Here is a 16,928-nt window from a genome sequence, read left to right as displayed (position 1 = left end):
CCCTTCGGGGATCGACATGAGGCAGAAGATTTTTGTCACCGGGCGGAAACATGGAATTTGGTGGTGGGGGAAGGATTCGAACCTTCGAAGTCTGTGACGGCAGATTTACAGTCTGCTCCCTTTGGCCGCTCGGGAACCCCACCAGGGGTATGTTTATGGCTTTGAAATGGTGGTGGGGGAAGGATTCGAACCTTCGAAGTCGATGACGGCAGATTTACAGTCTGCTCCCTTTGGCCGCTCGGGAACCCCACCACGGGGTAATGCTTGCGTTACTACTGGCCTGCTTCCGTTGCGGGAAGCGGGGCGCATCATATCAAATGACGCGCCGCTGTAAAGCATTCCTTTGCCTCAGATGAATCGTTTGCCTGCTTTTTGCACGCAACGCGGCAAAGCTAATCAATTCATTTCATTGGCGATTAAAGAATAATCGTACGGTTGCCGTAAACAAATACCCGCTGCGCCAGCACCTGGTACAACGCGCGGCTTAATACATTTTTCTCGACGTCGCGTCCGGCACGCATCATATCTTCTGCCGTGTAGGTGTGATCGACGTGGATCACGTCCTGCATGATAATCGGGCCTTCATCAAGATTATCGTTTACATAGTGCGCGGTGGCACCGATGATCTTCACTCCGCGCTCGTAAGCCTGGTGGTAAGGGCGCGCACCAATAAAGGCCGGGAGAAACGAATGGTGAATATTAATGATCTTGTTCGGGAAACGAGAAACGAATTCCGGCGTCAGCACGCGCATATATTTCGCCAGCACCACGTAGTCCGGCTGATGGGCATCAATGGCGTCGGCCATTAATTTGTCGTGAGCTTCGCGGGTGTGACCTTCATGGCTCACCAGTTCAAAAGGAATGTCAAAACGCTCCACCAGCGGACGCAGGGTTTCGTGATTACCAATAACGGCGGCAATTTCCACATCCAGACCGCCGTAGTTGGCTTTCATTAGCAGATCGCCCAGGCAATGCGCTTCTTTAGTGACCAGAATAACGATGCGGCGACGGCCCGCCGGGTTTAGCTCGCGCACCGAGCCTTCCGGCAGGGCGCTGTCGAGATCGGCCAGCAGCGTGGTGTCGTTGAAAATCCCTTCGAGCTCAGTCCGCATAAAAAAGCGTCCGGTGCGGTGATCGACGAATTCATTATTCTGAACGATGTTGAGTTCGTGCTTGTAGCAAATATTGGTGATGCGCGCGATCAGTCCTTTCTGGTCGGGGCAAATCGTGCGCAGAACTTTACGTTGTAGTGAGTGCATTAACGGGGAAATCCTGTTGAAGGTGTTTGCGTTTTTTGTGTCGGGTCCAGCTACTGGCCACAGCACTTTTTAAATTTTTTACCTGACCCACAGGGGCAGGGATCGTTTCGACCGAACTGCGGGCGAGTACCGTCGATATAGTACCATCTTCCCGCTTCCTTTAAGAACCTCGAACGTTCAATGATCGCGCCTGGCTGGTCATTCTCACTGAATTTCGCCACAAAACTGACAAAGCCTTCTTCCGGCGAGGCACCCTTCTCGGCTAAGAAAACGGTCAGTCCATGCCAGTGGGTGTTGGCGAATCCACGTTCAATATCCTGACGAAATGCCGCTGGCTGACACGAGGGATGCCATGTGGCGATCAGGTAATCTGCATCTTTCATCACAAATGCGCTGTAACGGGAGCGCATAAGGTGTGATGGATCTGGCGCAACCCGCGCACCAGACAGATATTGTTGGCAACATAGGCTATACTCCAGAGCGCTGCCACAAGGACAAAGGTTCACGAGAGTGATCTCCACGGAATAAATGATAACGGCGTCAATGCGCCAGGTAGCGTTATGTTAACTGAGCAGTGCCATTGTTGCACGCTGGAAGCCGGGGAGAAGTCTGCCGTTCATAATGATAATGACAACACCAGAGGTGGCGCGTAAAACCAGCGTCATTCGGGAGCGAAAACCTTCAGGGGTAAATCACATTCTGCCAACCGCAGGGAATAACGTTCCTGTTTATTGGCGAAGAGTCGCTTTTATTTCCGCTAATATTATTTCCACATTGACGGCGCGGATTTATTTTCAGCGCAAACTCCTCGTGTCGTTTTATCAATTTTCCTCGCCGCATTTACCATGCCCAGGCCTGACATTATCCCTGTGCGGACAGAGAACGCTGGCGGCGTATGGCGCTTGCAGGCTGGCCCGGCAACAGAAAAGTGAACCTAAGGTTGAAATTTTGTTACATCTTTCCCATTATAATACTTCTCTCTGTGGATCCCCCGGTGTTGCGCTGAACCTCGCTGCCATGACGTTGTCCATTGAAGAAACGCATATCAAACAAAAAATTTGTGGTTTTTAGAGATGTTAAAGCGTGCTTTATTTTTAAGATTAGTTCAGCAGAATCTGACAAGCGATAGCGCGGATTGCATGCCAATATTAAGTATCGTGGGTCAGAGGAGATAACATGACGCAGCCATTGGCGGGGAAACACATTCTGATTGTTGAAGACGAACCCGTTTTCCGCTCTCTGCTGGATAACTGGCTTCTGTCGCTGGGGGCGAGTACGACCCTGGCCGAGGATGGCATCGACGCAATCGAAAAAATGGCAAACCTGCAAATCGATCTGATGATTTGTGATATCGCAATGCCACGAATGAATGGCCTTAAGCTGGTGGAGCACGTGCGCAATGCCGGTGATACTTTGCCAATACTGGTGATTTCCGCCACCGAAAATATGTCAGATATCGCCCGCGCGCTGCGTCTTGGGGTGCAGGATGTCTTGCTGAAACCGGTTAAAGATTTTCAGCGCCTGCGCGAAACGGTCTTCGCCTGCCTCTATCCGAATATGTTTAATTCGCGGGTGGAGGAAGAGGAACGCCTTTTTGAAGACTGGGATGCGCTGGTCAGCAATCCGGCCGCAGCGGCAAAGTTGCTTCAGGAGCTACAGCCACCCGTTCAGCAGGTGATATCTCATTCCAGGATTAACTACCGTCAGTTAATGTCTGCGGATCAGCCCGGTCTGGTACTGGATATTGCGCCGCTTTCCGATGACGACCTTGCTTTTTATTGCCTCGACGTGACCCGCGCCGGAGACAACGGCGTTCTGGCGGCGTTGTTACTGCGTGCTTTATTTAATGGTCTGCTTCAGGAACAGCTTTCGCAGCAAAGGCAACGCCTGCCTGAAATGGGCAGCTTACTAAAACAGGTCAACAATTTACTGCGCCAGGCCAATTTGCCCGGCCAATTTCCTCTGCTGGTCGGTTATTACCACAGTGGAATTAAAAATTTAATTCTGGTTTCTGCCGGGCTTAACGCGACGTTGAATACGGGCGAACATCAGATTCAAATCAGTACCGGTCTTCCGCTCGGTACGCTCGGTGATACTTATTTCAATCAAATTAGCCAGCGTAGCGAAGCCTGGCAGTGCCAGATTTGGGGAGCCGGTGGCCGTCTGCGTTTAATGTTGTCTGCGGAATGAGCAAATGAATTCCCTTCTGAGAATAGGTTTACCTGCCAATCTGCCGCAGTGATACTATGCTTACGTTTATGCGTATAAATCCTAATTCCAGGTTATCGCGGCTGATTCAGACCAGGATTGTCTTCCCGTCCTGATATACTCAAACGCGCTAATTCATTAATGAGAAGTTCAGATTTCGAACACTTCAGGAGAGTTCAATGGCTGCTTTAAATTCAAAAGTCAAAAAGGCCGTTATCCCGGTTGCGGGATTGGGGACGAGGATGTTGCCAGCAACCAAGGCGATCCCAAAAGAGATGTTACCGCTGGTCGATAAACCACTCATCCAATATGTCGTTAATGAATGTATTGCTGCGGGTATCACTGAAATCGTGCTGGTAACGCACTCCTCCAAAAATTCAATTGAAAACCACTTCGATACCAGCTTTGAACTTGAAGCGATGCTGGAAAAGCGCGTAAAACGCCAGCTTCTGGAAGAAGTGCAGTCTATTTGCCCGCCGCACGTCACTATTATGCAGGTGCGTCAGGGGCTGGCAAAAGGGCTGGGTCATGCGGTGCTTTGCTCACAGCCTGTGGTCGGCGATGAGCCGGTTGCGGTGATCCTGCCGGACGTTATTCTTGATGAATTTGAATCCGATCTGTCTCAGGATAACCTGGCAGAAATGATTAAACGTTTTGATGAAACGGGCTGTAGCCAGATCATGGTAGAGCCAGTGGCAGACGTGACCGCCTACGGTGTTGTTGACTGTAAAGGCGTGCCTTTGCAGCCGGGCGAAAGCGTGCCGATGGTAGGCGTGGTCGAGAAGCCAAAAGCGAACGTCGCCCCTTCAAATCTCGCTGTTGTTGGCCGCTACGTGCTGAGCGCGGAAATTTGGGCGCTGCTGGCGAAGACCCCTCCGGGCGCAGGCGATGAAATTCAGCTTACCGATGCTATCGATATGCTAATCGAAAAAGAGACTGTTGAAGCCTATCATATGAAAGGCAAAAGCCACGACTGCGGTAATAAGCTCGGATATATGCAGGCATTCGTTGAGTATGGTATTCGCCATAACTCTCTGGGCGAAGAATTTAAAGCCTGGCTGGAAGAGACAGTTGGCGTGACAAAGTAGAGTTATAATCATTATCAAACCGGGATGCGATATTCCCGGTTTTTTTTGCCTGAAAGATGGGTGGGTTATCAAGTCCAACATTCAGGCAAAAAAAATCCCGCCGAAGCGGGATTTTCTGAAGCAGGAAGATTAATTCTTAATCAGGAAATCGTCCAGCTGTTTGCCTTGCTCGTCCATTGCTTTTTTGATAACAGCAGGAGTACGGCCCTGGCCGGTCCAGGTTTTAGTTTCACCGTTTTCGTCGGTGTAGCTATATTTAGCAGGACGTGCAGCGCGTTTTGCTTTAGTACCGGTTTTTGCTGCAGCAATGCTGTTCAGCAATTCATTCGGATCGATACCATCAGCAATCAGCATTTCACGATATTGTTGCAGTTTGCGAGTGCGTTCTTCAACTTCTGCCGCAGCAGCAGTATCTTCTTCACGACGCTCGTTGACAACAACTTCTAATTTTTCCAGCATCTCTTCCAGTGTCTCAAGGGTACATTCTCTGGCCTGAGCACGAAGAGTACGGATGTTGTTCAGAATTTTAAGTGCTTCGCTCATTGTAGTAATCTCAAACTTATATTGTGGGGTGGTTTGTTAAACTAATAATAGAGCGTTAATTTGAGTTGTGCAATAGGGAGAAATGTAAGGAAGACAAAATTAGTTGTTATTTTTTGCGTTTGTAATTCCTGTTAACTTAAATTTTGCCTGCTATCACGCTTTTCCTATACATAATCTGGCCGGTCAGACCAGAGGTTAACCCCCGACGACATATGATTTTTTTTGAAAATGCGCAGGGCGAAAATATAGTAAGGGCGGATAAATATCGACCTCGCGTATTAGCAGATTGCGTTATCCAAAATCAAGCCATCCTAATAGTAAATCGCCTGCCAGAGGTCGTTTTCGCAGATAAGTCGCTTGTTAGGAGAATGTAATGACAAAGCATTAAGTCCCACATTAATGCTCCATTGCTGCAAAATAGTGCGTTGAAGTCTTTAATAGTGGCTATATCCCTACAGCCAGAGGGGAGGGCGATTACCGTTTCTCTTTACGTGGCACGGATGGGCCAGACGTAAAATATGGTACACTGCCGCGCAGCAATTAATACACTTTGACTGAGGTTATGCGGCCGATGGCACAACTTTATTTCTACTATTCTGCAATGAACGCAGGCAAATCAACTGCATTGTTACAGTCTTCATACAATTACCAGGAAAGGGGTATGCGGGCGCTTGTATATACCGCAGAAATTGATAACCGCTTTGGTTCGGGGAAGGTGAGTTCGCGAATTGGTCTTTCCTCGCCCGCAAAGCTCTTTAACCAGAATACCTCCCTGCTGGCAGAGATTGACGCAGAAAACGCGTCTGCGCGCGTACACTGTGTTTTAGTGGACGAAAGCCAGTTCCTTACACGTCAGCAGGTTCATGCGCTCTCAGAGGTGGTAGATCGACTTGATATCCCGGTCCTGTGTTATGGCTTAAGAACGGATTTCCGGGGTGAGTTATTTACCGGGAGTCAATATCTGCTGGCCTGGGCAGATAAACTGGTCGAACTTAAAACCATCTGCTTCTGCGGGCGTAAAGCGAGTATGGTGCTGCGACTCGATCAGAGCGGGCGTCCGTATAATGAGGGGGAACAGGTGGTGATTGGGGGTAATGAAAGGTATATCTCGGTCTGTCGTAAGCATTATAAAGAGGCGCTGGCTGTAGGCTCTCTGACGGCTATTCAGGACCAGCACCGCCATTCATCCTGCTGAGTATTTCATCGCTTTACAGAGGCCTTCAGGCTCTGTACGACATGCATAAGACAAAAAAAAGCCTCATCATGTGATGAGGCTTTTTATTAAGCGTCGTGGCTAACTACTTAAGCCATTTTTTTCGCTTTTTTGTCCGCTTTTACTGCCGGAGCAACAGCTTGCTCTGCCGGAGCGCCTTCGGTGTATTCACGACCGTAGAAGGTGTCCATCAGGATCTGTTTCAGCTCGGAGATCAGCGGGTAGCGCGGGTTAGCACCGGTACACTGGTCATCGAACGCATCTTCAGACAGTTTGTCAACGTGAGCCAAGAAGTCAGCTTCCTGCACGCCAGCTTCGCGGATAGACTTAGGAATACCCAGTTCAGCTTTGATGCTTTCCAGCCATGCCAGCAGCTTCTCGATCTTAGCCGCAGTACGGTCGCCCGGCGCGGTGAGACCCAGATGGTCAGCGATTTCAGCGTAACGACGACGTGCCTGCGGACGGTCATACTGGCTGAATGCAGTCTGCTTAGTCGGGTTGTCATTCGCGTTATAACGAATAACGTTGGAGATCAGCAGGGCGTTCGCCAGACCGTGCGGAATGTGGAACTGTGAACCCAGTTTGTGCGCCATTGAGTGACATACACCGAGGAAGGCGTTCGCAAACGCGATACCGGCGATGGTCGCTGCACTGTGAACGCGTTCACGGGCAACCGGGTTTTTAGAACCTTCGTGGTAAGACGCTGGCAGGTTTTCTTTCAGCAGTTTCAGAGCCTGCAGAGCCTGACCGTCAGAGAACTCAGAAGCCAGTACGGAAACGTAAGCTTCCAGGGCGTGAGTGACGGCATCCAGACCACCGAAAGCACACAGTGACTTCGGCATATCCATAACCAGGTTAGCATCGACAACCGCCATATCCGGGGTCAGCGCATAGTCTGCCAGCGGATATTTCTGACCGGTAGCATCGTCGGTAACAACCGCAAACGGCGTCACTTCTGAACCGGTACCGGAAGTGGTGGTGACCGCGATCATTTTCGCTTTCACGCCCATTTTCGGGAACTTGTAGATACGTTTACGGATATCCATAAAGCGCAGCGCCAGTTCTTCGAAGTGGGTTTCCGGGTGTTCGTACATTACCCACATGATTTTCGCGGCATCCATCGGGGAACCACCGCCCAGAGCGATAATCACGTCTGGTTTGAAGGAGTTCGCCAGTTCAGCGCCTTTACGTACCACGGTCAGAGTCGGATCCGCTTCGACTTCGAAGAAGACTTCAGTTTCAACGCCCGCAGCTTTCAGTACGGAGGTGATCTGATCGGCATAACCGTTATTGAACAGGAAGCGGTCAGTCACGATCATTGCACGTTTGTGACCATCAGTAATCACTTCATCCAGCGCGATTGGCAGAGAGCCACGGCGGAAGTAGACAGATTTCGGAAGTTTGTGCCACAACATGTTTTCAGCTCGCTTAGCAACGGTTTTCTTGTTGATCAGGTGTTTCGGACCAACGTTTTCAGAGATGGAGTTACCACCCCATGAACCACAACCCAGAGTCAGGGAAGGCGCGAGTTTGAAGTTGTAAAGGTCACCGATACCACCCTGAGAAGCCGGGGTGTTGATCAGGATACGCGCGGTTTTCATTTCTGCGCCAAACTTCTGTACGCGTTCCGGCTGGTTGTCCTGATCGGTATACAGACAGGAGGTATGACCGATACCGCCCATGGCAACCAGTTTTTCTGCTTTCACAACAGCATCGTCGAAATCTTTCGCACGATACATTGCCAGCGTCGGAGACAGTTTTTCGTGGGCGAAAGGTTCGCTTTCGTCAACCAGAGTCACTTCACCTACCAGAATTTTGGTGCTGACCGGAACGCTAAAGCCTGCCAGTTCAGCAATTTTGTATGCTGGCTGACCTACGATGCCTGCGTTAAGTGCGCCATTTTTCAGAATGATGTTCTGAACGGCTTTCAGTTCGCTGCCCTGGAGCATGTAAGCACCGTGGCTGGCGAAACGTTCGCGAACGGCGTCGTAAACGGAATCAACAACGATAACAGACTGTTCAGATGCACAAATTACGCCATTATCGAACGTTTTGGACATCAGGATAGACGCCACAGCACGTTTGATATCAGCGGTTTCGTCGATAACAACAGGGGTGTTACCTGCACCTACGCCGATAGCCGGTTTACCGGAGCTATACGCCGCTTTAACCATGCCCGGACCACCGGTCGCAAGGATCAGGTTAATGTCAGGGTGATGCATCAGCGCGTTAGACAGCTCAACAGACGGTTGGTCAATCCAGCCGATCAGATCTTTCGGTGCACCAGCAGCAATCGCAGCCTGCAGAACGATGTCAGCAGCTTTGTTTGTTGCGTCTTTAGCACGCGGGTGTGGAGAGAAGATGATGGCGTTACGCGTCTTCAGGCTGATCAGCGATTTGAAGATAGCAGTAGACGTTGGGTTAGTCGTCGGAACGATACCGCAGATAATACCGATAGGTTCTGCGATAGTGATGGTGCCGAAAGTGTCATCTTCAGACAGCACACCACAGGTTTTTTCATCTTTATAAGCGTTGTAGATATATTCAGAAGCGAAGTGGTTTTTAATCACTTTATCTTCGATAATACCCATGCCGGATTCGGCAACGGCCATTTTAGCAAGGGGGATACGAGCATCAGCAGCGGCCAGAGCGGCAGCGCGGAAGATCTTATCAACTTGCTCTTGAGTGAAACTGGCATATTCACGCTGGGCTTTCTTGACACGCTCTACGAGTGCGTTAAGTTCAGCGACATTAGTAACAGCCATAATGCTCTCCTGATAATGTTAAACTTTTTTAGTAAATCAACTGCCTGAATGGTCAGTATAGTCAGACCGGACATGGCTTGCGTAAGAGCTTACAAAACATAAACTTACTTACAAATTGATCCACTGATTTACTAAAACAGCTCTGCCTTACTTCACGCTACCTTCGCAAACATGTTCATCTCTGCGATGTCGCTAAGGTTACTCACTTCTGAGTAGGAAATACGTGATCCAGGTCAAATTTAAGCAAAGCTGACACCTTTCAGCAGGTTGTTTTAGGTGACTTGTATCAAATGTTAAATGTTTGGATGAATGCACAAAATTCACAGTAGCATAATTTATACAAATACATAACACCGCATAATGAAAAGGTTTTTTGGCAGATATCTGGTGAAGTGTTCTGTCAAAAAGCGTATCTTCAGCGCGGGTTTATAATGACATGAAGTCAACTACCACTTTTGAGAAGGTGCGGAGCCAACCGTGAGCTATTTGCTGTTCGATTTTCCTACGTGCTTTAAATTTTTTATTGGCCTTTTTGCTTTAGTTAACCCTATCGGTATCATGCCCGTCTTTATTAGCATGACCAGTTACCAGACGGCAGTGGCTCGCAACAAAACTAATCTCACGGCGAATCTTTCCGTGGCGATTATCCTCTGGACGTCGCTCTTTCTGGGTGACACCATTCTTCAGCTTTTTGGCATCTCTATTGATTCGTTCCGCATTGCTGGCGGTATTCTGGTCGTGACCATTGCGATGTCGATGATCAGCGGCAAGCTTGGTGAAGATAAGCAAAACAAGCAGGAGAAGTCAGAAACCGCAATCCGTGAAAGCGTTGGGGTCGTACCGCTGGCGCTGCCTTTAATGGCAGGGCCGGGGGCAATCAGTTCAACGATTGTCTGGGGCGCGCGTTACCATAATCTGATGCATCTGTTGGGTTTTTCAATCGCCATTGCCCTGTTTGCCCTTTGCTGCTGGGGTGTTTTCCGTATGGCCCCCTGGCTGGTTCGTATGCTGGGTCAGACAGGCATTAACGTCATTACCCGTATTATGGGTCTGCTGCTGATGGCGCTGGGCATTGAATTTATCGTGACCGGTATAAAGAGTATCTTTCCCGGCCTCATTCATTGAATCCTTTTCTCTGCACTCGCAAAATCTGCAAACGAAGCCCTGGCTTCGTTTGCACTATTATTAGCAAAATATATAAATAAAGTTGAAATAGCGCTAATACATAATAAAATTCAATAATTGTTAAATCACTTCAATATCAACGACATAAAAACCATTACCTTCATCTTCTGTACAGTTAACCATCAAGCGCCGTGTTATTTTTATCACATGATACTCTGGGGCTTGCTCCCGCATAATTGAAATGTTATTAGTAATTTCAGCTTCCTGACAGATTAATGTGCTAAATAGTAAGCAAATGTTAATTTTTTGCAAAATCCGCCTGTCGAAGAGGACGGTGAGAGTTGCAGAGGGTGTTACAGCTCTTACAACGTTGTAAAGAAAGTGTTTTTTGAATAAATAGTGCGTTTTTTGCGCGCTGGTGCCGGGCCTGGCAATTATGCAAAAGAGAATTAGTTAACAAATTTGCAAATTATATTGGCAGCAAATGATTGCATTTGATACTTTCCGGCCAGGCAATAAACAGCAGTATTGATGTAGATGAGAATTATTTTCAAATAGCGCTTTGTGCGCAGAAACACAATATGCCCCGACAGGGGAGGCATATTAAAGAATCGACGAAAGGTGGCCATCAGAGCCAGCCGTAATAGATAAGTCGGTGATAGCAGCAGGAAAACCCCGGCGGCAACTATAGCTCCTGTGTTGACCGGGAACCCAAAGGGTACTGAACAGGCTGGCCCAGAGTCAGTAATTATAATTATTGGAGTCTTAACACAATGTCCATCATCACGAAAAAAAGTCTGGTTGCAGCAGGCATTCTCGCTGCGCTGATCGCAGGAAATGTTGCCATGGCTGCCGATGTTCCCGCCGGTGTGCAACTGGCGGATAAGCAAACCATGATCCGTAATAACGGGGCAGAACCCCAATCGCTTGATCCTAATAAAATTGAAGGGGTGCCGGAAGCAAACGTCAGCCGCGACCTGTTTGAAGGCCTGCTGGTCACTTCACCGGTTGATGGTCACCCGGTTCCGGGCGTAGCAGAGAGCTGGGATAATAAAGATTTTAAAGTCTGGACATTCCATTTACGTAAAGACGCCAAATGGTCTAACGGCGAGCCCGTGACCGCACAAGATTTCGTTTATAGCTGGCAGCGCCTGGTCGATCCGAATACCGCCTCTCCTTATGCCAGCTATCCGCAGTATGGTCATATCCTCAACGTTGATGAAATTGTTGAAGGAAAAAAAGCGCCGACTGAACTCGGTGTTAAAGCTATCGACGCCAATACCCTCGAAGTCACCTTAAGCGAGCCTGTACCCTATTTTTATAAACTGCTGGTTAACCCGGCGATGTCACCGGTCAATAAAGCCGCCATTGATAAATTCGGCGAGAAATGGACCCAGCCTGCGAACATTGTTTCTAACGGTGCTTACAAGCTAAAAGACTGGGTTGTTAACGAACGTATCGTGATGGAGCGTAATACTAATTACTGGAATAACGCTAAAACGGTCATCGATCAGGTCACCTTCCTGCCGATCTCTTCTGAAGTCACCGACGTTAACCGCTACCGCAGCGGTGAAATCGATATGACCTATAACAATCTGCCCATCGAGCTGTTCCAGAAGCTGAAGAAAGAGATCCCGAGCGAAGTCCATGTCGATCCGTACCTGTGTACTTATTACTATGAAATTAATAACCAGAAAGCCCCGTTCACCGATGCGCGCGTGCGTACCGCACTGAAACTGGGTCTGGATCGCGATATTATCACCAGCAAAGTTAAAGCGCAGGGCGACCTGCCAGCCTATGGTTACACCCCGCCATATACCGACGGCGCTAAACTGACCACGCCGGAATGGTTTACATGGACGCAAGAAAAACGTAACGAAGAAGCGAAAAAACTGCTGGCTGAAGCGGGTTATACCGCTGATAAACCGCTGACCTTTAACCTGCTTTATAATACGTCCGATCTGCACAAAAAACTGGCTATCGCTGCCGCATCCATCTGGAAGAAAAATCTGGGTGTTAACGTTAAGCTGGTGAATCAGGAATGGAAAACCTTCCTCGATACCCGTCATCAGGGGACCTATGACGTAGCGCGTGCGGGCTGGTGTGCGGACTATAACGAGCCGACTTCCTTCCTTAATACCATGCTTTCTGGTAGCTCAATGAATACCGCGCATTATAAGAGCCCGGCATTCGACAGCATTCTCGCAGACGCGGTCAAAGCGACCGATGAAGCGCAGCGTACCGCCCTGTACGATAAAGCTGAACAGCAGCTGGGTAAAGACAGCGCCATTGTTCCGGTCTATTACTACGTGAATGCTCGCCTCGTGAAACCCTGGGTAGGTGGCTATTCCGGTAAAGATCCGATGGACGATCTCTACACCAAAGATATGTACATTATTAAGCATTAATGGCAATAGGTGGGGCAGCGTGAGGCTGCCCCACAGTGTCTTATTTCATCGCACTGTAAAGGCACACGCCAGAAGGTATGGGCAATGTTGAAATTTATTCTACGTCGTTGTCTGGAAGCGATTCCGACGCTTTTTATTCTTATTACCATTTCGTTTTTTATGATGCGTCTGGCTCCGGGAAGTCCTTTTACCGGTGAACGTACTCTGCCGCCAGAAGTGATGGCGAATATCGAAGCGAAATATCACCTGAACGATCCTATCTCTACCCAATACTTCAATTATCTGAAGCAACTGGCGCACGGCGATTTCGGTCCGTCGTTTAAGTATAAAGATTATTCAGTAAACGATCTGGTCGCGGCCAGTTTCCCTGTCTCCGCCAAACTTGGCGCGGCTGCCTTTTTGCTGGCGGTGGTGCTGGGCGTTACGGCAGGAGTTATCGCGGCCCTGAAACAGAATACCCGCTGGGATTATTCCGTGATGGGAGTGGCGATGACCGGCGTCGTGATCCCCAGTTTTGTCGTCGCGCCGTTGCTGGTACTGATATTTGCTATCACCCTCAAATGGTTGCCCGCAGGCGGCTGGAACGGCGGGGCGCTGATATACATGATCCTGCCGATGGTGGCGTTGTCCCTGGCTTATATCGCCAGTATCGCGCGTATTACCCGTGGTTCAATGATTGAAGTTTTACACTCAAACTTCATCCGCACCGCGAAAGCGAAAGGGTTGCCGATGCGCCGCATTATTCTGCGCCATGCGCTGAAACCAGCGTTGTTGCCCGTACTGTCGTATATGGGGCCGGCCTTTGTCGGCATCATTACCGGCTCTATGGTCATTGAGACGATCTACGGTTTGCCAGGCATCGGTCAGCTGTTTGTTAACGGTGCGCTTAACCGTGACTATTCGCTGGTGCTGAGCCTGACCATTCTGGTTGGCGCGCTAACCATTCTTTTCAACGCGGTTGTTGACGTGCTGTATGCCGTTATTGACCCGAAAATCCGTTACTGACACTGGAGTTCGCCATGATGTTGAGTAAGAAAAACAGCGAGGCGCTGGAAAACTTCAGTGAGAAACTGGAAATTGAAGGACGCAGCCTGTGGCAGGACGCCCGCCGTCGTTTCGTCCATAACCGTGCGGCGGTAGCCAGCCTGATTTTACTGGGACTGATTGCCCTGTTCGTGATCTTCGCTCCCATTCTGTCCCAGTTTACCTATTTCGATACCGACTGGGGCATGATGTCCGCCGCACCGGATACCGAGTCCGGGCACTATTTCGGCACCGACTCATCGGGTCGAGATTTACTGGTGCGCGTGGCAATCGGCGGACGTATTTCGCTGATGGTGGGCATCGCCGCTGCGCTGGTCGCGGTGATTGTCGGCACGCTTTACGGATCGCTTTCTGGCTATCTGGGTGGCAAGACGGACTCGGTCATGATGCGCCTGCTGGAAATCCTTAACTCCTTTCCGTTTATGTTCTTCGTCATTCTGCTGGTGACGTTTTTTGGACAAAACATCCTGCTGATTTTTGTTGCCATCGGCATGGTCTCCTGGCTGGACATGGCGCGTATCGTGCGCGGTCAAACGCTCAGCCTGAAGCGTAAAGAGTTCATCGAAGCGGCACAGGTTGGCGGTGTGTCAACGGCGAATATTGTCGTGCGTCATATCGTGCCCAACGTGCTGGGTGTGGTTGTGGTTTACGCTTCATTACTGGTGCCGAGCATGATCCTGTTCGAATCCTTCCTGAGCTTTCTGGGTCTGGGGACTCAGGAGCCGCTGAGCAGTTGGGGCGCATTGTTGAGTGACGGTGCGAACTCAATGGAAGTGTCTCCGTGGCTGTTGCTCTTTCCGGCAGGTTTCCTGGTTGTGACCCTGTTTTGTTTTAACTTTATCGGCGATGGCCTGCGTGATGCCCTCGACCCGAAAGATCGTTAAGGAGCGCCACCATGAGCATTATTGAAACTGTACCGGTGGAACAGAAATCCGGCCTGTTGCTGGACGTCAAAGATCTGCGCGTCACGTTTAGCACGCCCGATGGCGACGTGACCGCTGTGAACGATCTTAACTTTAGCCTGCGGGCAGGCGAGACGCTGGGGATCGTGGGTGAATCCGGCTCCGGTAAATCGCAAACCGCCTTCGCGCTGATGGGGCTGCTGGCGTCTAACGGGCGCATTGGCGGTTCGGCGACCTTTAACGGTCGGCAGATCCTTAATTTGCCCGAAAATGAGCTGAATAAGCTGCGCGCAAAGCAAATCTCCATGATTTTTCAGGACCCGATGACCTCGCTCAACCCTTATATGCGGGTTGATGAGCAGCTGATGGAAGTGCTGATGCTGCATAAAGGACTCGGGAAAGCGGAAGCGTTTGAAGAATCCGTGAAGATGCTGGACGCAGTCAAGATGCCGGAAGCGCGCAAGCGTATGCGCATGTATCCGCATGAGTTTTCCGGCGGGATGCGTCAGCGCGTCATGATTGCAATGGCGCTGCTGTGCAGGCCCAAATTACTGATCGCCGATGAACCGACTACCGCGCTGGACGTGACGGTACAGGCGCAAATCATGACCTTACTGAACGAGCTGAAGCGTGAGTTCAATACCGCCATCATCATGATCACCCACGATCTGGGCGTGGTGGCCGGGATCTGTGACAAAGTGCTGGTGATGTATGCCGGGCGCACGATGGAATATGGCAACGCCCGCGACGTATTTTACGGTCCGGCGCATCCGTATTCTATCGGCCTGCTGAATGCCGTTCCGCGTCTGGATGCTGAAGGCGGATCGCTGCTGACGATCCCGGGTAATCCCCCCAATCTGCTGCGCCTGCCGAAAGGCTGCCCGTTTCAGCCGCGCTGTCCGCACGCCATGGAAATCTGCAACAGCGCACCGCCGCTGGTGGAATTCGCGCCGGGACGCCTGCGCGCCTGCTTTAAGCCGGTGGAGGAACTGGTATGAATGCCATCACTGAAAACAGAAACGTATTGCTCGAAATCGCTGACCTGAAAGTCCATTTTGATATTAAAGATGGCAAGCAGTGGTTCTGGCAACCGGCAAAAACCCTCAAGGCGGTAGACGGCGTTACGCTGCGCTTGTATGAAGGTGAAACGCTGGGAGTGGTCGGTGAATCCGGCTGTGGCAAATCGACCTTCGCCCGCGCGATTATCGGGCTGGTAAAAGCCACCGATGGCAAAGTGGCCTGGCTGGGTAAAGATCTGCTGGGGATGAAACCGGATGAGTGGCGCGACGTGCGCAGCGACATCCAGATGATTTTCCAGGACCCGCTGGCGTCGCTGAATCCGCGTATGACCATCGGGGAAATTATCGCTGAGCCGCTGCGCACTTATCATCCGAAAATGCCACGTCAGGAAGTGCGCGATCGGGTGAAAACCATGATGATGAAGGTCGGGCTGTTACCTAACCTGATCAACCGCTATCCGCATGAGTTTTCCGGCGGTCAGTGCCAGCGTATCGGTATCGCCCGCGCGTTAATTCTGGAGCCAAAGCTGATTATTTGCGATGAGCCGGTATCGGCGCTGGACGTGTCGATTCAGGCGCAGGTGGTTAACCTTCTTCAGCAGTTGCAGCGTGAAATGGGGCTGTCGCTGATTTTTATCGCCCACGACCTGGCGGTGGTGAAACATATCTCCGATCGCGTGCTGGTGATGTATCTCGGTCATGCCGTGGAGCTGGGCACCTACGATGAGGTGTACCATAATCCGCTGCATCCTTATACCAAAGCGCTGATGTCGGCGGTGCCGGTACCCGACCCCGATAAAGAAAAGAATAAAAAGATCCAGTTGCTGGAAGGCGAATTACCCTCGCCGATCAATCCGCCGTCAGGCTGTGTTTTCCGTACCCGCTGTCCGATTGCCGGACCGGAATGCGCCAAAACCCGCCCGGTACTGGAGGGCAGTTTCCGCCATGCGGTTTCCTGCCTGAAGGTGGATCCGCTATAAAACAAAAGGGCTGACAATCGTCAGCCCTTTTTAGCATTATTCACGCCACAGAATATGGCACAGCTTGTGATCTTTCTCGCGGCACAGCAGCACGCGGGCAAAGACGTCGTTTAGCTCGCCACCGTCCGTTTCCGCCAGACCAATAACTACTTCAGCAAAGAAATCCGGGTTCAGATCGAAATCAACGTGTTCCTGCCAGTCCTCTGACGGATCGAAAAGCTCCGCGCCGCCGCGCTCTTCAAATTGCAGGTTAAACAGAATGATATCTGCCGGATCGAGATTATCCGCCGCCAGCTCAAGAAAAATATCGTAGGCCTGCTCAAGCGTCTCGTCTTCAGTCAGGCGGTTATTGAGATCCATATCCATGATGATTA

15 protein-coding genes and 2 tRNA genes are annotated in these 16,928 nt (G+C 50.3%); 10 read left to right on the top strand and 7 right to left on the bottom strand.

The genetic code is table 11. The features are described from left to right. Positions 1–58: 58 nt before the first annotated feature. From RT197_RS04245 to RT197_RS04230, 4 genes are all read right to left on the bottom strand, one after another. A tRNA-Tyr gene (locus tag RT197_RS04245) sits at positions 59–143 on the bottom strand. A 24-nt stretch (positions 144–167) separates the two neighbouring features. After that, positions 168–252, bottom strand: a tRNA-Tyr gene (locus RT197_RS04240). A gap of 164 nt (positions 253–416) precedes the next feature. After that, positions 417–1,259 carry a formyltetrahydrofolate deformylase gene (gene purU / locus RT197_RS04235; protein ID WP_312947525.1) on the bottom strand — a complete coding sequence of 281 codons (843 nt, stop codon included), beginning with the start codon at positions 1,257–1,259 and terminating at the stop codon, positions 417–419. Between the two features lie 50 nt (positions 1,260–1,309). Beyond that, complete coding sequence (locus tag RT197_RS04230) at positions 1,310–1,765, bottom strand: YchJ family protein (RefSeq protein ID WP_409529672.1); 456 nt, start codon at positions 1,763–1,765, stop codon at positions 1,310–1,312. A gap of 121 nt (positions 1,766–1,886) precedes the next feature. Between RT197_RS04230 and RT197_RS04225 the strand changes: the two genes are divergently transcribed. From RT197_RS04225 to galU, 3 genes are all read left to right on the top strand, one after another. Then, complete coding sequence (locus RT197_RS04225; RefSeq protein WP_312947523.1) at positions 1,887–2,330, top strand: hypothetical protein; 444 nt, start codon at positions 1,887–1,889, stop codon at positions 2,328–2,330. Between the two features lie 105 nt (positions 2,331–2,435). Continuing rightward, the gene (gene rssB, locus RT197_RS04220) at positions 2,436–3,449 is read left to right on the top strand and encodes a two-component system response regulator RssB (RefSeq protein ID WP_312947520.1); all 1,014 of its coding nucleotides are present in this window, start codon (positions 2,436–2,438) and stop codon (positions 3,447–3,449) included. 197 nt (positions 3,450–3,646) lie between these two features. Then, positions 3,647–4,555 carry a UTP--glucose-1-phosphate uridylyltransferase GalU gene (galU, locus tag RT197_RS04215; RefSeq protein WP_312947518.1) on the top strand — a complete coding sequence of 303 codons (909 nt, stop codon included), beginning with the start codon at positions 3,647–3,649 and terminating at the stop codon, positions 4,553–4,555. Between the two features lie 129 nt (positions 4,556–4,684). Here galU and hns read toward each other — a convergent pair whose 3' ends face one another. Next, positions 4,685–5,098: a histone-like nucleoid-structuring protein H-NS gene (gene hns / locus RT197_RS04210; protein ID WP_312947516.1), complete on the bottom strand. Its 414-nt coding sequence runs from the start codon at positions 5,096–5,098 to the stop codon at positions 4,685–4,687. Positions 5,099–5,669: 571 nt separating this feature from the next. Here hns and tdk point away from each other — a divergent pair. After that, a complete protein-coding gene (gene tdk / locus RT197_RS04205; RefSeq protein ID WP_312947514.1) occupies positions 5,670–6,293 on the top strand; it encodes a thymidine kinase in 624 nt (207 codons plus the stop codon). 107 nt (positions 6,294–6,400) lie between these two features. Here the strand turns inward: tdk and adhE are convergent, their stop codons facing one another. Next, a complete protein-coding gene (gene adhE, locus RT197_RS04200; protein ID WP_312947512.1) occupies positions 6,401–9,076 on the bottom strand; it encodes a bifunctional acetaldehyde-CoA/alcohol dehydrogenase in 2,676 nt (891 codons plus the stop codon). Between the two features lie 477 nt (positions 9,077–9,553). Here adhE and RT197_RS04195 point away from each other — a divergent pair, with 477 nt between their 5' ends. From RT197_RS04195 to oppF, 6 genes are all read left to right on the top strand, one after another. Next, positions 9,554–10,201 carry a YchE family NAAT transporter gene (locus tag RT197_RS04195; RefSeq protein ID WP_312947509.1) on the top strand — a complete coding sequence of 216 codons (648 nt, stop codon included), beginning with the start codon at positions 9,554–9,556 and terminating at the stop codon, positions 10,199–10,201. Positions 10,202–10,974: 773 nt separating this feature from the next. Next, on the top strand, positions 10,975–12,609 hold the full coding sequence (gene oppA, locus RT197_RS04190; RefSeq protein WP_312947507.1) for an oligopeptide ABC transporter substrate-binding protein OppA: 1,635 nt from the start codon (positions 10,975–10,977) through the stop codon (positions 12,607–12,609). An 84-nt stretch (positions 12,610–12,693) separates the two neighbouring features. Beyond that, positions 12,694–13,614, top strand: coding sequence for an oligopeptide ABC transporter permease OppB (gene oppB, locus RT197_RS04185; protein WP_312947504.1), 921 nt, complete (start codon positions 12,694–12,696; stop codon positions 13,612–13,614). 14 nt (positions 13,615–13,628) lie between these two features. Further along, entirely contained in the window at positions 13,629–14,537 is a 909-nt protein-coding gene (oppC, locus tag RT197_RS04180; RefSeq protein ID WP_312947501.1) for an oligopeptide ABC transporter permease OppC, read from the top strand. An 11-nt stretch (positions 14,538–14,548) separates the two neighbouring features. Beyond that, entirely contained in the window at positions 14,549–15,553 is a 1,005-nt protein-coding gene (locus RT197_RS04175; RefSeq protein WP_312947498.1) for an ABC transporter ATP-binding protein, read from the top strand. Continuing rightward, a complete protein-coding gene (gene oppF / locus RT197_RS04170; RefSeq protein ID WP_312947496.1) occupies positions 15,550–16,554 on the top strand; it encodes a murein tripeptide/oligopeptide ABC transporter ATP-binding protein OppF in 1,005 nt (334 codons plus the stop codon). Before RT197_RS04175 ends, oppF begins: the two co-directional genes overlap by 4 nt. A gap of 36 nt (positions 16,555–16,590) precedes the next feature. On the opposite strand, the gene RT197_RS04165 is transcribed toward oppF, so the two are convergent. Then, entirely contained in the window at positions 16,591–16,920 is a 330-nt protein-coding gene (locus RT197_RS04165; RefSeq protein ID WP_312947494.1) for an HI1450 family dsDNA-mimic protein, read from the bottom strand. Positions 16,921–16,928 lie beyond the last annotated feature (8 nt).

The sequence above is a fragment of the Superficieibacter sp. genome (assembly GCF_032071645.1).
GTDB lineage: Bacteria > Pseudomonadota > Gammaproteobacteria > Enterobacterales > Enterobacteriaceae > Superficieibacter.
Note: the sequence above shows the minus strand (reverse complement) of the source record. Positions and strands in the feature narration are given on the sequence as shown.

Coding starts and splice junctions, on each gene's coding strand:
- oppA (WP_312947507.1), top strand. CDS start 10,975: ATGTCCATCATCACGAAAAAAAGTCTGGTTGCAGCAGGCATTCTCGCT.
- RT197_RS04225 (WP_312947523.1), top strand. CDS start 1,887: ATGACAACACCAGAGGTGGCGCGTAAAACCAGCGTCATTCGGGAGCGA.
- RT197_RS04165 (WP_312947494.1), bottom strand. CDS start 16,920: ATGGATATGGATCTCAATAACCGCCTGACTGAAGACGAGACGCTTGAG.
- purU (WP_312947525.1), bottom strand. CDS start 1,259: ATGCACTCACTACAACGTAAAGTTCTGCGCACGATTTGCCCCGACCAG.
- oppF (WP_312947496.1), top strand. CDS start 15,550: ATGAATGCCATCACTGAAAACAGAAACGTATTGCTCGAAATCGCTGAC.
- hns (WP_312947516.1), bottom strand. CDS start 5,098: ATGAGCGAAGCACTTAAAATTCTGAACAACATCCGTACTCTTCGTGCT.
- rssB (WP_312947520.1), top strand. CDS start 2,436: ATGACGCAGCCATTGGCGGGGAAACACATTCTGATTGTTGAAGACGAA.
- tdk (WP_312947514.1), top strand. CDS start 5,670: ATGGCACAACTTTATTTCTACTATTCTGCAATGAACGCAGGCAAATCA.
- galU (WP_312947518.1), top strand. CDS start 3,647: ATGGCTGCTTTAAATTCAAAAGTCAAAAAGGCCGTTATCCCGGTTGCG.
- oppC (WP_312947501.1), top strand. CDS start 13,629: ATGATGTTGAGTAAGAAAAACAGCGAGGCGCTGGAAAACTTCAGTGAG.
- oppB (WP_312947504.1), top strand. CDS start 12,694: ATGTTGAAATTTATTCTACGTCGTTGTCTGGAAGCGATTCCGACGCTT.
- RT197_RS04175 (WP_312947498.1), top strand. CDS start 14,549: ATGAGCATTATTGAAACTGTACCGGTGGAACAGAAATCCGGCCTGTTG.
- adhE (WP_312947512.1), bottom strand. CDS start 9,076: ATGGCTGTTACTAATGTCGCTGAACTTAACGCACTCGTAGAGCGTGTC.